This window comes from Rhodococcus sp. APC 3903 (assembly GCF_030407755.1).
Classification (GTDB): domain Bacteria; phylum Actinomycetota; class Actinomycetes; order Mycobacteriales; family Mycobacteriaceae; genus Rhodococcus_F; species Rhodococcus_F erythropolis.
The window spans coordinates 29,243-45,372 of sequence record NZ_JASDCV010000033.1 but is presented as its reverse complement, the minus strand read 5'-3'; the positions used below and the strand labels follow the sequence as shown (position 1 = coordinate 45,372).

Here is a 16,130-nt window from a genome sequence, read left to right as displayed (position 1 = left end):
GAATCCGTCGCCTACGTCCTGGCCGGACTGCTCGGACTCGACACCACCGACTACATCGCCGGATGGGGAAACGGAGACCTCGAGGTCATCACCGACACCGCCCGCACAGTCCTCGCGACCGTCCACACCCTCGCCGACGCACTCGAACCCGACGCCGAGGACACCGCAGCCGCCTAGACGGCAGCACCCGCAAACACAGTGCGACACCGGGCGGTAGGACCCGGGCGGGAGACCGCTCGGTGTCGCACTGGAAAGTCTACGGAATGAAACCCCACTTGTTCGATCACTGTCTATTTGCTAAAAACCTGAATCGGTGCGCTGCCTTCTTGAGTGCGAGCGCAGCACGGACGTGCATCTTGCGAGTGAAGTGCAGGTTTCTTAAAAACTCATGGATATTTCGATGAATTACGTACCAACCGGTTTGCGATATTTCGAACTTACGCTACGGTCAGTAACTGTTCAGTAATCGTCGGGTAAGTACATCGAAGATGGAGATACTCATGGTCAAGTCGAAAGCATGGGCCGCAACGGCCGTCACGGCCCTTTCCCTCGCAGCCCTCGCCGCCGCGCCTACCGCCAACGCAGAACCTGCCCCGGCGGCCGATCCTTTGCTCGCGTACGCCGAACAGAATCCCCACGACTTCATCGGCATCAATGCTCTGGCTGAACAGCAGCTCGGTCAGAGCATCCAGTTCAGTGTCTCCGGCGTCGACGGACCGGTAGATGCCGCAACGGCAGACCTCCTGAGCAACCAGGCACCGCAGGAAGGGGTCGCCGCCCGTGCAGTCCCCACGGATGCATTCAGCGTTGTCGGATACTGGCTTCCCACCCCGGGACGCACCGCAACGTACATGGGTACGTGGAACTTTCGTGACGACTACGTCAACGGATCTGCACCCGATGACTTCGCCTCCATCATGTTCGACTTCTCCAACCGCTGCCTGACAGCAGTGTCCACGACGTACAACTCGTACTACTACGACGGAGAACGCACCACCGACAGCGCGGCGTACCTCAAAGACGGTGGCGTCGGCGGCGCCCCCATCGTCGGCCTTCGCGATGCGGTGTCAGGCTTCAAACTGAACGTCGACCACGGACACATCAGCTCGACCGTTACCCGCAAACTCGGCTGCGACACCCAGTCGTTCGGAGCGCAGTTCGCGTACGAGCACAACCAGGACGGCGGCAGCGCCGGATCGGTGTCCGCGTCCTTCATCGGTGGACTGTCCATCGGCTACAGCGGCAGCCCGGCGACGATGCAAAAGAGCACGAACCCTACCTACATCAACTTCTGAGCGCGTCGCGCTGGTTAGGCTCGCGTCATGAACAAGTTCACGAGTGCAACCCTGTTGCTCTACTTCGTCGCAGTCCTCGCGCAACTGTTGACGTGGGCGGATCTCAGTGGCGCTGAACGAAGCACGCGCGTTGTCGGATTTCTGCTTGTCGGAGCACTGTTGACGGCAATCCTGAGCTTGGGCAGCTCACGCGACAAGAACTCCCCAGACGACAAGAAGTCCTAGCAGAATCCCGGTCGGTGGGTCAGTGGTGCGTTTCCCGCACCGCTGACCCACCGACCGTTGTTATGTCCGCCCTGCGGGCAGTAGGTGTCGGCGACTGGACGCTGCCGGCGGAAAGGTGACCCCTTCCCGGCGGCCGGCCACCTTCGGTGTCCCCCAAAATGAACTCCGCTGCGCTGCGTCCTGATGAAGAACATCTTTTCGTTCCTTACCGTTTTGCTGGGCGGTGCTGGCTGAATCTTTGTAGGTTCGGAGCTGCCTGGGGACGCCGGGTATGGCTCTTTTTGTTTCTGCTGTGCGCATGGCTGAAGGAGAATGGCCGCCCGGTGTTCTCGACGACTCGACCGCTCATTGAGAGACGCGAACGATATCGCTGTGTAAGGACACGTCGGAGAGGTCGTCCGCCAGGTTTTCAGCCGACTCGAAAGCTCGGCCATGCGAAGTTGGAAAGGTGGTTGAGGAAAAGGAAGGCATACAACGCCTCTCGACTGGCCGATACTGCGATCGAGGCAGCAAACGGGCAGTCGGTACGGGTTGCAGGTCAAGACGTCGCAGCATCGACGGTAGGCAGGCTGGCGCACCAGATCCTGAACCTGAATACCGAACTGAGGGAGTTGGATTCCTCAATCGAGGAACGGTTCCGTCGCCACCGGCACGCGAAGGTGATTGAATCAATGCCCGGCTTCGGGCCACTACTCGGCGCCGAATTCCTCGCGGCCACAGGCGGCGATGTGTCCGCGTTCGGAACCGCCGACAGACTGGCCGGCATCTCCGGTCTGGCGCCGGTGCCGCGAGATTCGGGCCGAGTCAGTGGAAACCTTCACCGGCCGCGCAGATACGACCGCAGACTGTTGCGCACCTTTTACCTGTCGGCGCAGCTCAGTATCCGTCACAACGATCAATCGCAGGTCTTCTACAACCGCAAACGAGCAGAGGGGAAACGCCATACACAGGCAGTTCTTGCGTTGGCGAGACGGAGACTGAATGTGTTGTGGGCGATGCTCCGTGACAATGCGGTCTATCAACCGCGTCCGGCTATCGCCGCAGCATGAAGATCTAGATCTTGAGGTCGGCAGCAGATCTATCTCTGGTGTTTGTTGGCCGCGATCGATCGGATCCAGTTGGTGCTGGATCGTCCGGACCAGTTGGCGAGACGTTCGGTGGGGCCTGCTTCGGTCCGAGGCTCTATGACCATCGAGAAGGGCACTCCCGGCACACGGATGGCAGGGGGCAGGATGTGGTGCTGCATCACGGCTGTTGGTTCAACCAACGCCGGGTCCGCTTCGGCTGGCTGCCCTGTCGCGACCGCGAGGTCCCAGCCGTGGACGAGTGCTTCGTTGGTGTAACCCCAGAGCGCGACTCGGCCTGGGGACTCACCCCACGGTGCGACGACGGGCTTGTCGAGCAGCGCGTCATCTGCCCACGCTTGGTGGGCGCGGGCGGCGAGGCGCGCGAAGGTCTCCGCATCGTGCTCGGGTGCGATCGGTGATACAGAATCAGGGCTTCCCAATTCGGCGATGGCAATGATCCGGCCTACGGTACCGATCAGGTGTGACGAGAGGGTTTTGACGTCGTACTCGTCGCACGGTGTGGGCAGGGTGTGCTGGTCGTCGCGGACATTGCGGAGCAGAGCGGTCACCCAGGTAGTGGCGCCGAGGTAGATAGGGCGGGGGTCGATCTGTTCGGGAGCGCTGACGGTGTTGATGGCGAAATTCCTCTCGTCGTTGCCGCCTGGTCGGCGGCATGGAATCGAGTAAACGCGTCAAACATGACATCTTCTGTCATGTTTGACGGGCAAGATTGTTGAATATGCGCGCCGACCGGCTTCTGGCCATCCTCATGCTCCTGCAGCGCCGTGGACGGCTGACTGCATCGGATCTCGCCGCTGAATTGGAAGTGTCCACACGGACTGTGCTTCGCGACATCGATGCCCTGTCCACGTCCGGAGTGCCCGTCTATACCGATCGCGGTCGAGGTGGCGGAATCAGTTTGATTCCCGGATACCGAACGGACCTCACAGGTCTCACCTTGGAGGAAGCGAAAGCCTTGCTGTCTTCTGGTGCAGGCCGGGTCGATTCGCCGCATTTTGCGAGCGCGATGCGCAAGGTCGCTGCCGCTCTTCCGGAGCCGCACCGCGTGGAAGCACACCGGGCGTCGGCGCGGATACTGGTACGTCCCGACGGATTTGCCTGGCCGAGCCCACCCGAGCCGCATCTGGTCGAGCTGCAGCGGGCCGTCATCGACGGGCGTCGAGTGAACGTGATGTACACCAGTCGAACTGCGTCCGCCGCGGAGCGCACGCTCGACCCGATCGGCCTGGTATGTGCGGGTTCTCAGTGGTATTTGTTGGCGCAGCGTGAGGGCATCGAGCGGACGTACCGCGTGTCCCGTATCGAAGACCTCACCGTACTTGACGAGCCCGCCGTCCGAGCCGACCAGGTCGATCTCGAAGCAGCGTTCTTGTTGCACTGGAACTCATTTCGAAATTCACTTCCGAAGGTCGTCGTCTCGTGCCTGGTCCGTGAGGACGGGTGGGACGCACTGTCCGGCAAGTCGCTCCGGGTTCACCATCGCGAAGACGGTCCCGATGGGTGGTGCCGCGCCGAGTTGGAGTTCGCTGAGGACACCCACGCCGTCCGTGCGTTGTGGGCGGCGGGGCCCGCCGCCGTAGCTGTGGGGCCGCAGCGAATCAGGGACGAACTTGTCGCGCGCGCCACGGAGATGGCAGCCCGCTACAACCTTTGAATACCGAGAATATTTCGTGGCTGACTGCACACTCCTGCGGTCATCAATACAGCTCGGACAGGTTAGAGGGAATCGTCTCCTGCGTCGACGACCGAACGGAACGGCCTGCGGCCGTGCTTGACAAAGCCTATTGAGATTCTCCTTCTGGCCTTCCGATTCTCGTCGGCGGTGACCTGCGCGCAACCCCTGGCGGCGCAAGCGCCGACCGATGGCTCCGAGAAATTTTCGTCACTCGCAAGCTCCCGCCGAAATTTTCTCGGCCCAGGGGTGGCACTCCGGCCCCCTCATGCCGACGCGATTCTCCTTTGCCAGCAGGCGAAAAAAATTGGCGGGGCACCCGGCCCGGTCACTTTTATCAGCGAGGGGAACGACATGCAGCGCATCCGTTTGAACACCGCCACCGAGGTACTCGCCTCCATCCCCACCATGCTCGGATTCATCCCGACCGCATCGGTCATCGTGATCATGCTCAAAGACGAAATCGTCGACGGCCGCACCACCAAGCAGATTGCCCTTGTCGCACGGACCGACGCCGCCGCAGGCGAGGGCACCGAATTCGATCCCGCCCCGTACCTCGAAGCTGCCGCACGCGCCGAGGCCACCGCCACGATCTGCGTTGCCGTCGCCGAAGACGCCGCCGCAGTCATCGCGCTCGACCAGATCGCGATCCTGCGCCAGGGATTCCGTGACGCCGGAATCCACGACATGCTCGCCCTGCACGTCACCGCGCTCGAAGCCGGTGCGTTGTGGACCGACCTCGACACGTACGCGACCGGACTCACCGAAGACCCGAACGCCTCAACGCTGAGCATTCACAACGCCGTCGAACAAGGTCGCACCACCGCAGCCTCACGCGAGGACATCGCCGCCCGCTACGCCGTCACCGTCGAAGCGGACACCGCAACCGCACACGCAGCGCTGCACGCACAGAGAACGGACTTCGTTCGCCACGCCGTCACCGAACTCGCGACACTCATCCGCACACGCGGTAACCCGGACGCCGAGCTGGCCGCACGTGTCGGACTGTGCGCCACCATCAGCCCCACCGCACGCGATGCCCTGCTGTTCACCGCCAACGGAAACGAGCACGCCGCCGCCCATGCGTTCGCGACCATCGCCCGCCAGGTACGCGGCAACGCCCGCATCCAGATTCTCACCGTCGCGGCGTACTGCTCCTACATCAGCGGCGACGGACCCAGTACCGGCATCGCACTCGAGGCCGCCCAAGCCGCAGTGATCGACGGCAACGGCGAACACGACACCCCACTGCGCAACCTGCTCGACTTCGCACTCGAGCACGCAGTCTCGCCCGCAGCAGTCACCACGCAACTGCACGCGATCGCCGCCGACGCAGCGCGATCCTTCGGCGTCGGCGTCGACAACCTCGACAGCTGAAAAACGGCAGCGGCCCCGACTTCGCGAAGGAGTCGGGGCCGCTCCCGTATGCGGTGGCAGTTGTTCGGGCATCGAGCCCTAACAACCGCTGCGCCAGCTCCTCAGAGCGCCACCAGTGCAATGCGGCGCACCGACGATCAATCGAACAAGTGATCCGTGGTTCCCGGCGCGGGAAACGCGAAATCGATCTGAGCACGCGCAACGGGTTCGCCAGTCAGTCCTTCGACAACAGCGGCAAGATCCGCATCGGTGATCACGTTCAGATGCTTCGTCGATTGGTACATCGCCGCCTCGACTGCGGAGCGTTCCACAGGGATGTTCTTGTCACTCACGGCTGGGCCTTTCGTTGCGTGCGTGGAGCTAGTGGAGAAGTCACGAGTTCAGCACCCACTGCACTTCGATGATCAGGTTGGCGAATCCGTGGGCAGCGATCGCCGGCCACAGTGAACGGGTGTACAGGGCGAGGACAGTGAACAGTGCGCCGCCGATGAACGCCGACACCACATTGCCAAAACCGAACTTCAGGTGAGCGAAAGCGAAGAGCACGAGCATGACCGAGGCCACCGACAGAATCAGAACACGATTCGACGGTTTCCAACGCTGGACGGCGAGAACGCCGGACCGATGCAGAATCTCCTCCGGTAGGGCCGCGTGGAGGAAAGCCCCGGTCACTGCGGTGAAGATTCCACCCCGGATCAGAAATTCCTTACGAGCCTCGTTCTCGGCGATGGTGTCCGGATCGGTGACCGGAAACCACGTATCCAGATTCACGCCATATGCGAAGAGTAGATAGTTTCCGATCGCGACGAGAACCGGAATCAGGAGAACCCACAACCCGATCCTTCTCCACGCAGACATCTGCGAGTTCGGTCGCGGCATGACAAAGCCCAACCACCGGATCGACCGCACCCAGGTGACGCGCAGCGAACGGGCCACCGATCGGATGCGCGGCCAACGGCCGCCGGCTTTTGCATTTGCGATCGGCGGGACAAGAGCAAACACCAACCAAAACAGCCACGAGAGAAACGCGTCTTTGAGGTTCTCGCGAGTGGGGTCGTCCACGGCATACGCAGCGTTGTGAATCGCGTAACCCAGTAGCACCGTCGACAAGAACCGAATCTGTGTACGCGCCGGAATCAACCGGTACCACGCGTCCCTCATCAGTTCGTAGCGCGAGCGAACAACAGTGATCGGCGTCGACCCCGAGCGAACAGCCGGCGTGGTCACCGGGCGCCGTCCTAAGCGCTCTTCTGCTCACCGGATTCAGTGGCCGGCGAGGCGGCCGGCGAAGTTTCGATCTTCTTCGCCACCGGCTTCTTCGTCGCCGTCCGCTTGGCTGCTGACTTCCGCGCAGCCGGCACACGCCACTGTTTGATCGACGCTTCGGTGAATCCGACACGGAGCGCTTCACTGATCGCGGCATCGAGGTTGCCGACGTTGGCGGCATCCTTGCGGGCGAACTCCTCACGCGTGTCGAGCAGCTCCTTGTGTGCAGTCGCCACCACACGGATGATCTTCATCTTCTCTTCGGCTTCCGCCTTGATAGCTGCGTCGAGTGCGTCGAAATCTGGTGTGTTCGGTGTCGTGTTCATGCGCTACATCGTAGGAGAAATCTCGCCCGTCCGTGCACCACTGAACGTGCGCTAAGCGCAACTCGCGGAGACTCGTCCCGTTGTCCACGGGTGGGTGTCCGGGGCGGCGTTGTGTGCACACCAGACGCGGAGCGGAGGAATCTGGTGTGTGCCCAATGCCGAGAACCCCGGTGCCCGCCTGTGGGCAACATCAACCACCCGAACTGCGTATCGACGCGCTCCGCGCGGCGCATTTTCTTTTCTCTGAGATTCGACCACAGATCGGGACTGCTCCGATCCTCATATGGATGCCCGAGATTTCCCTCTCCGCTCCGCTGCGTCTCAGGCACCCACAATCGGGACCAGCCCCCAAATGGGGACGAACTCAAGACCGGAGGAACTCGCAGGCTCGTCCTGGCGCTTTTGAGATTTCGGGAACGAGACTCAGACGGAAGTGACCCAGAAATCTGAGCCCCAGCATAGCAAGATAGTAACTTAGGTGCCCTAAGTTGGGTCAGGTCTTGCCGCTGCGCTCTGGACCTGAGACACTGGCGTGTAGCCCCACGTGGTGGGGGCGCTGCGCTGGGCCGAAGGGAGGCACGACGGACATGAGTGAAGACGAGGTCAGTCGACCCCGCCGGTTCCGTCGTGAACGCCGGGAGAATGTGCCGGGCGGTCGGGCTGGCCGGCACGTGGTGAAGGTGACTCCCGAGGAGGAGTCCGAGTTGCTGCGCCGTGCGCAGGAAGCTCGCATCACCGTGGCTCGGCTGATGGTCGAGTCCGCTCTGTCCGAATCCGGTGAAACCGCCACCGATCGGCGCGATCTTGCCGCGGAGCTGTTCTCCGCGTTCCGGTTGTTGTCGGCGATTTCGATCAACATCAACCAAATGGCGAAAGCCACCAACGCGACCGGTGAGATCCCCGCCGAACTGAACGGCGCACTGGTCAGCGTGCGGCGTTTAGCCGACCGGATTCACGGCACCCTCGACGAGATGTCCGCGCCGTGATCGTCAAGATTTCCCGCGGCGCCAAAGTCACCGGCTTGATGTCGTACCTCGCCGGTCCGGGCAAGAGCAACGAGCACACCGACCCCCATCTGGTGGCCGGTGACTACGCGATCATGGCGTGGCACGACGACAACGAACTCAGCGGTGTCGACGCCCTCGCGATCGGCAAGCAGATCGACCAACCCCGCAAAGTGTTCGGCACCGAAATCAAGATCCCGAACTACCTACGCGACGACGCCGGCCAAGACGTCCGCGACAGTCACGGCAAGAAGGTCCGCGACCCGATCGACCCTTACCGCGACGGCAATGTCTGGCACTGCTCACTCTCACTCAAAGCCGACGAAGGCGAGCTTACGGACGAACAGTGGAACAAGATCGCCACCGAGTTCATGGACGAAATGGGTTTCACCGACACCTCCGGTCGCAGCCCCGCCAGATGGGTCGCCGTCCGACACGGAGTGTCCGCGAAAGGCAACGACCACATCCACATCGCCGCCTCCGCCGTGCGCGAAGACGGCACCAAAGTCAACCTCTACCGTGACTGGAAACGAGCCAGCGTCGCGGCCGCACGCATCGAACGCGAACACGGCCTCGCTGTCATCGAGTCCCGTCAAAGCAAGACTGGCGAACGCGGATACCACCGCGCCGAGAATGCCCGCGCAGTACGCAACGGACAGACCGAACTCGACCGCGATCTCCTCGCACGGCGCGTGCGCGCCTGCGCGACATCGTCGAAGTCCGAAGCGGAATTCGTACGCCGGCTTCGCGGGCAAGGATTGATCGTCCGCCCCCGCTTCGCCTCCGGCCGCGATGACGTCGTAGTCGGATACAAGGTCGCCGTCAGACCTGACCGCGATGCAACCGGAGCCGATGCCAAACCGATCTTCTACGGCGGCGGGCACCTGGCTAAAGACTTGACCCTTCCCCGTCTCCGTAAGGAATGGGAAGACACCCCCACAGCCTCATCAGAGGCTGTCGACGAATGGCGCAGCGCACGGCGCGAGCGTCCCGCGGCGCGACCCGGGCGTGAAGCGAAGATGCTCGACCCGAAACTGCTCGAGCGAGCTGGCCGAGACATCGCAGCTTGGAACAAATACCTTGCTTCGATTCCTGTCACCGACCGAGCACAATGGGCACGCGCGGCGGGACGCACGGCCGGGGTTTTCGACGCATGGTCAGTCCGCACCGAAGCCACACCAGGACCCCTTGCTCACGCTGCGAAACAACTCGCTCGATCCTCACAGATCCCTGCACATCAGCACGCACCGAAGAAGGCGGGCGTCGTCTCCGCCGGGGGCGCGGCGCTGATCTTGATGCAAACAAGCCCGCAGCTCGGCAAGGCCGTGTCGTACGCGCTGCTGATGCGCCAACTGATCAAGTCAGTTGAAGCGATCGCCGCCGCACATCGTGCAGCGGGCGACCTGAGCCGGGCGCGGGACCTCGAGATGACCGCCCGCGGGGAACTCGAAGCGATCCATCGTCAGATGCCCCAACCTCGCGCCGAGGTCGAGCAGGTCGAATCCGAGGGCAGCGTCGCAGTGCTCGAACGGCCAGTGTCGGAAGAGAAGACAACAGCGGACCCGGCGTTGTCGCCCGAACAAGCAGGCAGCGATGCCGCAACGCTGGCCGCCGGTGACTTCCCGGTCCCCGCACGCGAAGCAGCAAAGCGCGGCCCGTCTCCAATCCCCTCGCGACTCGATCCTCAACGAGAACAGGCCCGAACGGGAAACCGGGACCACGGCCCCGAGCGCTAGTGCGGAGAGTCAACGGAACGGCCTGCTTCTCAGGAGTGCCCTCAATCGCGGGACGGGACTCGGGTCGGTGCTTTGAAATCGTGTCAATGACGCGGTCAGGCGCGATGAGAAGTTCCGCGAGAAGAGGGAACCGCACGGCGCAGGTTGCCTGTTGAACAGCGCTGATGATCAGTGCTCGCGAGTTCTGTTCGTTTCAGCGAGATACGCGTTTGACGATGGGTCGACACTCCTTCAAACAATGCACACAGAATCCGGACATCAGTCCGGAACGGCCAGACATCGTTGTGCCGTGCATTGTGGGTAAGACCTCCTGGCGAGGACCGGCGGACCTGTATCGTGGGCTCTATGGCGGAGACCAAGCATACGAGCGAGGCTACGGAGACGACTCCGTCGCCCAACGTCACCTATGCAGATTCAGCAAAGGTCGCCATGTTTGCCCGCGAGGAAGCGCAGCGCTGGAGCCAGCTCCTCGATCGCCTCGCGAAGTGACCGAGTACCTCAGCTTTGACTCGGTTGTCGCCATCAATGAGGCACACTGCGGAGCCGGATCCGGTACACGCGACCGCGAAGGACTGGAGGGCGCGATCGGACGCCCGTCCTCTGGATCCTTCAATAGCGAGTTTTTTCCTGACCTGTGGACGAAAGCAGCGGCATATCTGCATGGGCTGAGTAGCACCCAGTACTTTCACGATGGCAATAAACGCACCGCATGGCTCGCAGCGACCGTCTTCCTGCGAATCAACGGAGTGCGCGTCCCACATGTACCGGACGTTGAATCAGAAGCCTTCGTTCTCGCCGTCGCTAAGGACCTGTTCACGACCAGCGACGAACCGGACCGCACCATCGAGATGGCAGCCGAATGGTTCCGCACCCGTTGCGAACCGGCACGCCACGACGAACCCGCTTCGTGGGATCTGGAATCCTCCGAATCGTCGATGGTCATCACCGGCGCCTTCTTTGCCGAATATGCAAGAACCTCCGATGGGAAGCTCGACGTGCTCGGCGGAGTCTGGGACAGGTACTACACCGGCTCACTCCCCCAAACGATTCCCCTATGTCTCGTGCTCATCGCCCAAACCGGGCACGATGACATCGGGCGCCTGCGCCACATCACCATCGATTTGGTACGCCCCGGCGGAGAGCCCGAACCTCTGTTCGCAGTGGACAACCAGATCAACGCTGCCGAAAACCGCTTCTACTACGTCAATGGCCGAGTTTCCATCCGCGACCCAGGAAGGCACGTCTTCCGAATCACGGTCGAAGGAAACACACGGACGGCCAGGACTGTGTCACTGGACTTCCAGCAAACAAGAGTTGGTTCATAAATCCGACCCTGGCGGTAGGAATGACGCTGGCCTTCCGGCGGAAGTCGAGTCTCGCGTTCCAGGTGCGCACGTGGTGGCGCTGCGTTCATCGGGCTGAGATTCGCATCTGTGTTTTCGATACCGCAGCGATGACGACCTCGGGGCGGTAGAACCGCTTTCCCGGACGGGTAGGTGTTTGTCCCTGCCGTCTCGAACCGTGCTCTACTCTGCGAAAGACCAACTACACGGAGGATTGGCGATGACCGGCGTATTCCACCACACACAGGCCGGTGAGGTCGCTGAGACGTGGTCGATGTCCAGCTCGGTGCTGTTGCAAACCGAATCGATCAACATCGAAGTCTTCTCGCGATCGACAGAATTGCGCGGCGAAGTTCTCGAATCCCAACAAAGGCTCAGCGAGCTACACCGGGAACTTATGCGCGCCACCGCGAAGGAAGAACGGGAGCGCGAGAATTACCCCATCCCCGAAGCGGAAAGAATCACACGCTTAGCCCTCCAATACTTCGGCGGTCCAGAAGAAGTCGAGATCGACTCCGCGGTCAACGACTTGTTCCGGCGGGTGGTAGCCGAATTCGCAAAACAAGAAGGCGAACACCGCGATGAACTGGAGAGAAGTCGCCGGCAAACCGAGAGAGCGGGCACCCGCTTCCTCACGGAACTGGAACGGCACGTGAAAACATTCACTCCGGTAGACGAAAAGCGGGGCCCTGTCACATATTTTGCGCTCGACCCAGGGTGGTTGCAGGTACGCGGACGGCTCCCCGGCGCGGATCTGGCCGAACCAGATTCCGACGACGCCTACATCTTTGAACCAGCCGAGGTGATCCGCCGCTTCGTCCAGTCAGCTGTCGCATCATTCGATCTGCCTCCAAAAGAGGCCATCACTTTGGCCGACGAGTTGTACTCAGTACTGGAGAAGATGCCGATCCCGGTGTACGGGTCGGTCCCCGAATCGATTAAACCATTCGGCTCGTTACTGAGTTCAGCCGGATTTGTCGGAGCGATCGGCTACTCCAGTGATCAGAACGTGACATTGATCTGCCTCAGCGCGGGGGCAGCATTCCTCTTCTGGTTCGGACGACCACACGCGACAACCTTGCGCGACGCAACGAACGAATGGTGGAAGAAATGGCTCAACAGCAAACTGCGACTAGATGGGGGCCAAGACACGGATTAGCCGCTTTCGGCGTCTGGCCTTGCAACTTCGTGTGAGTAGGCTCGCTGTGCCGTTTGACCGGGATGAACCGCTACCAACCCTGGGCGACGTTGAAAATTGCGCCAGGTTGCGAGCACCCGAATGACATCAAGACCCACACCGGTGTTGGGTATGGGTCCTGATCGAACGATGTCACGTTGACATAAATCCTCGGTCAACGTCATGGGCACGAGACCAGCCCGGCTATCGGCCGGTGTGTTGGCGTTCTTGGCTGCGGCCTTTGCTGGGGCGCCCTTTCCTGGCGACCGGCGGTTTACCGGTCCCGGTCTGCACCGCTCCTCGGGGATGCTTGGCCTGGTCGAGGTCGGCCGTCATCCGGGCGCCGATCGTTTCCTTGTCCACTCCTCCGGCGTTCATGTCGGCGGCGAGGGCATCGCGCCGTTCAGCCGAGTCGTACTCGGCTTCCGCAGCCGCCCGATGAGCGTCTGCGTCTTCGGCGATTTCAGTTTCGGCCGGCGTACCTTCGGCTTCCGTCGCCGTCTTGTCGAGCCGATCGGCCTCAGCCATCAGCTCCGAGGCCTTCACGTTCTCGCGTTCGGCGAGTTCCTGTTCGGCGGCAGCCGCCCGCTTGGCTTCTTCGGCTGTCTGGAGCAGGTTCTCGATTTCTCGCGGGTCGATCCCGGGGGCGGCCGCATCTATTCCGTATCGTGTCTGGACTTCCTTGCGGATGCGATCTGCGGCGTCGGCCGCGGGCTGCGAGTGGTCCTGCCAGCCGCGGGCCTGCTGCCAGCTGTCGGCGATCTGCGCGTGGGAAGCGTCCTCCCACCAGCGGTCCGTCATCACCGGTCGTAGCTGTGCCTCGATCGCGCTGCGCTCGGCGACGAGCCGCTCACGCAGTTCGCGGGCCGCCTGCACGCTTTTGGCTTCGGCGTCGCGGATCTGCTTCTCACGTGCGCGGCCCATCTGCTCTGCGAGACGGGACGCAGACTGCAAACCGACTCGGAACATTCGCGTGAGTTCTTGATTGACCTCACCGATTTCGTCGTGCTCTGACATCAGTTGTTGCCTTCCTTGTGGGGTGACGCCGCTGTGGGCGCGGATTCAGGGGAGAGACGCATGTCGGGGAACATCGACGACGGTGCGGGTTCGATCGGCAAGGGCACGATCGCGAAGTCGCCGCCGGCATGACCGCTGCGGACCGAGCACGCTTTGAACGTGCCCTCTGGATCGAAAAGTTGCGCCATGTGGTGGTCGGCGTGATCGCGCCACCACACACTCATCCCGGTCGAGGGATCCAGGCGCAGCCGCTCCCATGCTCGCCACAGGGCTTCCAACCGGGAGATAGCTTCGGCGTGTTTCCACCACTGCGTGCACCAGTTCCTTGACGTCCCCTCGATCACCTCACGCCGATAGACAGGGGCGATGCGTTCGCGCACGAACTCCTCCACCGATCCGAACACCAGCTCCGGTTCTGCCGGCTGCTCCGGCTCCGGTTCCGGATCGGCGAGCGAGATCTCGAGCTGCGCCAGCAACCGGGCCGCCGCCGCGGCTTCGAGTCGCGCGTACAGCTCCGGAGTGAGGATTTCCGCCCACTTCGCTTCAGCGATCGCGTCGGCTTCCTTCTGGATGCGTTTGAGAACTGCCTTGCCGACCATCGCCTCGAGGTTCTCGCTCAGCGGCACATCGACATTCGGTTCATCTCCCCCGTTGAGGGGCGTGTACGCGGATGGGGGTGGATAGTCCGCATCTTCCGGCGGCAGATAGTCAGCCTCACCCGGATCGAAATCGTCCTCCGGTGGTGGCTCGAACGGCGCGTTCACAGCGACACCGCCTCACGCGCAGCTCCCGCGTGGTCTGGCTTGAGCCATTCGGACAGGCCTTCTTCTGCTTCCGCCAACGTCGCCGGGGCTGCCGGATCGTGGGCTTCGATTGACGCCCTGATCCGGTCGGCGTGCGGGCCGGCCATCCACGGCGCCGTCCGTACGATCACAGGCCGGTTACCGGAAGAACGTACGATCGCTCGGCCACGCGGCAGTGCTTCGAGTTCGGATTCGGTGAACGTACGAACTTTGGTGCGCTGCTTGGAAGTGGATCGGCCTTGCGAGGAGGCTGTGACCGACCCTGTGATCTCCCAATGGTCACCGATCGCGGTGGACATGTCCCGAAGGAACACCCCGTCATCGACGGCGACACCGCCGCCGTAGACCTTGACGTTCGCCGCCGACCACAGTTTCTTCATCCCGCGTTCGCCCCACACCTCCACACCCTGTGACCAGGACTGCAAGATCGCCATGATGATGATTCCGCGTGAACCGTAGTGGCTGTAGAGGCTAGGCAGTTTGGACCAGCGCACGACGTTGGCTACCTCGTCGAGAGGAGCGACGAGAGGAACAGGCAGACGTCCCTTCGGCGAGGTGGTCGCGATTTCTTCGGCTGCGTCGATCACGGCGACGGTCAACGCCGTCACGAGCGGGCCGGCCGAACCGTTGCCCTCGCGGGAAAGGCTGTAGAGCGTGCCTCCGGAACGAACGAACTCGCGAGGATCGAAATGCGGCCGCGGATCGGACAAACCGTCCGACGTCACCCAGGGATGAATCGTCCTGATCTTGAGCGAGCGGATCATCTTCTTGGCAGTACCGAACACACCGCCGCGTTGTTTGTCGGGTGCGTTGTACTGCCCGGCCAGGCCGTCCGCCTGCAATCCGTACCCATGTTGGCGAAGGATCTTCACCGCTTCCTGGTTCTGCACGTCCGTGACCCACGTATATGCCTGTGTGATCGGGCGGCGATCGAGTGCCGCAGCCAGGAACAGTGCCGCCAACAGATCCTTTCCTTCCGGATCGAAGAACGCGTCCGTCTTCGCTTCGAGTCCGTCGTCACCGGAGGCGAAATGATCGGCCAGGTCGGCGGCCCTGACTTCGTCGGTCACCCACGTGAGCGGATTCCACCACCAGCTCGGTTCCTCATTGGCGACCCTCTGCGGATCGAACACCCAGACTTGCGAACCCATTGCCGCTCGAACGTCGCGGGTCGCGTCGACGACATCGCGCTTGTTCGACGTCGTCAGGACTGCGCCGGGAGCATCGAGAACTGCGGGGATGACGCGACTGGTCGACTTACCGGTGCGAGGACCCCAAATATCGACGTGCAGGTCCTCCCAGCTGCCGCGCAACATCGGGGCCGACCCGAACACCGGCTTGCTCGGCAGCAACAGGTACCCGAGCTGAATGCCGACAACGTCGTCGGGACGGAGCCGCACCTGCAAGGATTCGGCTTTCGCCCGGCACGCCTGTTCCGTCAACGAAACGATGTCGCGACCGCGGCCCATGTACTTGGCCAGCTCGTCGACGCGGGTGCTGTCCCGCTTGCGCAGGATCAACAACCACATGCCCACCGCAACCAACACGATCAACGCCAAGGCGAAGGCAATCGCCACTACGCTCGCGCCGGACTCCCACACGAGATCGCCCTTGATCAGGCCAGCGACCATCGCCATCGGATTGACCGGAACATCCTGCTCGGTGCCGAACTGCATCGCGACGGAGGCGCCGACGACGCCGGCAACCGCGATCCCGGCGCACACACCGAGCACCTCGAACGCCACGTCACCTTGACTGGGATCACGCACAGAACCCTTACTCATGACTGATCTCCGTTACT

Annotated in this window: 16 protein-coding genes and 1 pseudogene; 10 read left to right on the top strand and 7 right to left on the bottom strand. The window is 62.4% G+C overall.

Going from position 1 to position 16,130, the window contains the following annotated elements; genetic code table 11:
* The first annotated feature begins 500 nt into the window (after positions 1-500).
* The 3 genes and pseudogenes from QMA15_RS29600 to QMA15_RS29590 all read left to right on the top strand — a co-directional run.
* Complete coding sequence (locus QMA15_RS29600) at positions 501-1,295, top strand: hypothetical protein (RefSeq protein ID WP_290288045.1); 795 nt, start codon at positions 501-503, stop codon at positions 1,293-1,295.
* Between the two features lie 27 nt (positions 1,296-1,322).
* On the top strand, positions 1,323-1,520 hold the full coding sequence (locus QMA15_RS29595) for a hypothetical protein (protein WP_290288043.1): 198 nt from the start codon (positions 1,323-1,325) through the stop codon (positions 1,518-1,520).
* 428 nt (positions 1,521-1,948) lie between these two features.
* A pseudogene (locus tag QMA15_RS29590) lies at positions 1,949-2,569 on the top strand (transposase); the annotation flags it as partial.
* A gap of 29 nt (positions 2,570-2,598) precedes the next feature.
* On the opposite strand, the gene QMA15_RS29585 reads toward QMA15_RS29590, so the two are convergent.
* On the bottom strand, positions 2,599-3,156 hold the full coding sequence (locus QMA15_RS29585; protein WP_257216716.1) for a TIGR03086 family metal-binding protein: 558 nt from the start codon (positions 3,154-3,156) through the stop codon (positions 2,599-2,601).
* A 170-nt stretch (positions 3,157-3,326) separates the two neighbouring features.
* Here QMA15_RS29585 and QMA15_RS29580 point away from each other — a divergent pair, with 170 nt between their 5' ends.
* Complete coding sequence (locus QMA15_RS29580) at positions 3,327-4,262, top strand: WYL domain-containing protein (RefSeq protein ID WP_116057522.1); 936 nt, start codon at positions 3,327-3,329, stop codon at positions 4,260-4,262.
* A gap of 372 nt (positions 4,263-4,634) precedes the next feature.
* Entirely contained in the window at positions 4,635-5,657 is a 1,023-nt protein-coding gene (locus QMA15_RS29575) for a DUF4192 family protein (RefSeq protein ID WP_290288032.1), read from the top strand.
* 137 nt (positions 5,658-5,794) lie between these two features.
* Here QMA15_RS29575 and QMA15_RS29570 read toward each other — a convergent pair whose 3' ends face one another.
* Genes QMA15_RS29570 through QMA15_RS29560 form a run of 3 tightly spaced genes read right to left on the bottom strand, consistent with a single transcriptional unit; the run spans position 5,795 to position 7,249 of the window.
* Positions 5,795-5,989 carry a hypothetical protein gene (locus tag QMA15_RS29570; protein WP_290288029.1) on the bottom strand — a complete coding sequence of 65 codons (195 nt, stop codon included), beginning with the start codon at positions 5,987-5,989 and terminating at the stop codon, positions 5,795-5,797.
* A gap of 40 nt (positions 5,990-6,029) precedes the next feature.
* Complete coding sequence (locus tag QMA15_RS29565) at positions 6,030-6,884, bottom strand: CPBP family intramembrane glutamic endopeptidase (RefSeq protein WP_290288026.1); 855 nt, start codon at positions 6,882-6,884, stop codon at positions 6,030-6,032.
* Positions 6,885-6,895: 11 nt separating this feature from the next.
* Positions 6,896-7,249, bottom strand: a complete 354-nt coding sequence (locus QMA15_RS29560; RefSeq protein ID WP_054801595.1) for a hypothetical protein — start codon at positions 7,247-7,249, stop codon at positions 6,896-6,898.
* A gap of 587 nt (positions 7,250-7,836) precedes the next feature.
* Between QMA15_RS29560 and mobC the strand changes: the two genes are divergently transcribed.
* The 5 genes from mobC (at position 7,837) to QMA15_RS29535 (ending at position 12,491) form a co-directional block, all read left to right on the top strand.
* Entirely contained in the window at positions 7,837-8,235 is a 399-nt protein-coding gene (gene mobC, locus QMA15_RS29555; protein ID WP_290288019.1) for a plasmid mobilization relaxosome protein MobC, read from the top strand.
* Positions 8,232-9,989 (top strand): relaxase/mobilization nuclease domain-containing protein, encoded by a 1,758-nt coding sequence (locus QMA15_RS29550; protein WP_290288016.1) that lies wholly within the window; start codon positions 8,232-8,234, stop codon positions 9,987-9,989. The genes mobC and QMA15_RS29550 overlap by 4 nt, the downstream gene beginning before the upstream one ends.
* 345 nt (positions 9,990-10,334) lie before the next feature.
* Positions 10,335-10,478, top strand: a complete 144-nt coding sequence (locus QMA15_RS29545; RefSeq protein WP_290288014.1) for a hypothetical protein — start codon at positions 10,335-10,337, stop codon at positions 10,476-10,478.
* On the top strand, positions 10,475-11,314 hold the full coding sequence (locus QMA15_RS29540; RefSeq protein WP_290288010.1) for a Fic family protein: 840 nt from the start codon (positions 10,475-10,477) through the stop codon (positions 11,312-11,314). Before QMA15_RS29545 ends, QMA15_RS29540 begins: the two co-directional genes overlap by 4 nt.
* A 292-nt stretch (positions 11,315-11,606) precedes the next feature.
* Positions 11,607-12,491: a hypothetical protein gene (locus tag QMA15_RS29535; RefSeq protein ID WP_290288008.1), complete on the top strand. Its 885-nt coding sequence runs from the start codon at positions 11,607-11,609 to the stop codon at positions 12,489-12,491.
* Positions 12,492-12,713: 222 nt separating this feature from the next.
* On the opposite strand, the gene QMA15_RS29530 is transcribed toward QMA15_RS29535, so the two are convergent.
* The 3 genes from QMA15_RS29530 to QMA15_RS29520 are packed head-to-tail and all read right to left on the bottom strand — an operon-like array spanning position 12,714 to position 16,113.
* Positions 12,714-13,526: a hypothetical protein gene (locus QMA15_RS29530; RefSeq protein WP_290288006.1), complete on the bottom strand. Its 813-nt coding sequence runs from the start codon at positions 13,524-13,526 to the stop codon at positions 12,714-12,716.
* The gene (locus tag QMA15_RS29525) at positions 13,526-14,290 is read right to left on the bottom strand and encodes a DUF4913 domain-containing protein (RefSeq protein WP_290288005.1); all 765 of its coding nucleotides are present in this window, start codon (positions 14,288-14,290) and stop codon (positions 13,526-13,528) included. Before QMA15_RS29525 ends, QMA15_RS29530 begins: the two co-directional genes overlap by 1 nt.
* Positions 14,287-16,113: a type IV secretory system conjugative DNA transfer family protein gene (locus QMA15_RS29520; RefSeq protein WP_290288002.1), complete on the bottom strand. Its 1,827-nt coding sequence runs from the start codon at positions 16,111-16,113 to the stop codon at positions 14,287-14,289. Before QMA15_RS29520 ends, QMA15_RS29525 begins: the two co-directional genes overlap by 4 nt.
* Between the last annotated feature and the right edge of the window lie 17 nt (positions 16,114-16,130).

Coding starts and splice junctions, on each gene's coding strand:
- QMA15_RS29600 (WP_290288045.1), top strand. CDS start 501: ATGGTCAAGTCGAAAGCATGGGCCGCAACGGCCGTCACGGCCCTTTCC.
- QMA15_RS29595 (WP_290288043.1), top strand. CDS start 1,323: ATGAACAAGTTCACGAGTGCAACCCTGTTGCTCTACTTCGTCGCAGTC.
- QMA15_RS29580 (WP_116057522.1), top strand. CDS start 3,327: ATGCGCGCCGACCGGCTTCTGGCCATCCTCATGCTCCTGCAGCGCCGT.
- QMA15_RS29575 (WP_290288032.1), top strand. CDS start 4,635: ATGCAGCGCATCCGTTTGAACACCGCCACCGAGGTACTCGCCTCCATC.
- QMA15_RS29560 (WP_054801595.1), bottom strand. CDS start 7,249: ATGAACACGACACCGAACACACCAGATTTCGACGCACTCGACGCAGCT.
- mobC (WP_290288019.1), top strand. CDS start 7,837: ATGAGTGAAGACGAGGTCAGTCGACCCCGCCGGTTCCGTCGTGAACGC.
- QMA15_RS29545 (WP_290288014.1), top strand. CDS start 10,335: ATGGCGGAGACCAAGCATACGAGCGAGGCTACGGAGACGACTCCGTCG.
- QMA15_RS29535 (WP_290288008.1), top strand. CDS start 11,607: ATGTCCAGCTCGGTGCTGTTGCAAACCGAATCGATCAACATCGAAGTC.
- QMA15_RS29530 (WP_290288006.1), bottom strand. CDS start 13,526: ATGTCAGAGCACGACGAAATCGGTGAGGTCAATCAAGAACTCACGCGA.
- QMA15_RS29520 (WP_290288002.1), bottom strand. CDS start 16,113: ATGAGTAAGGGTTCTGTGCGTGATCCCAGTCAAGGTGACGTGGCGTTC.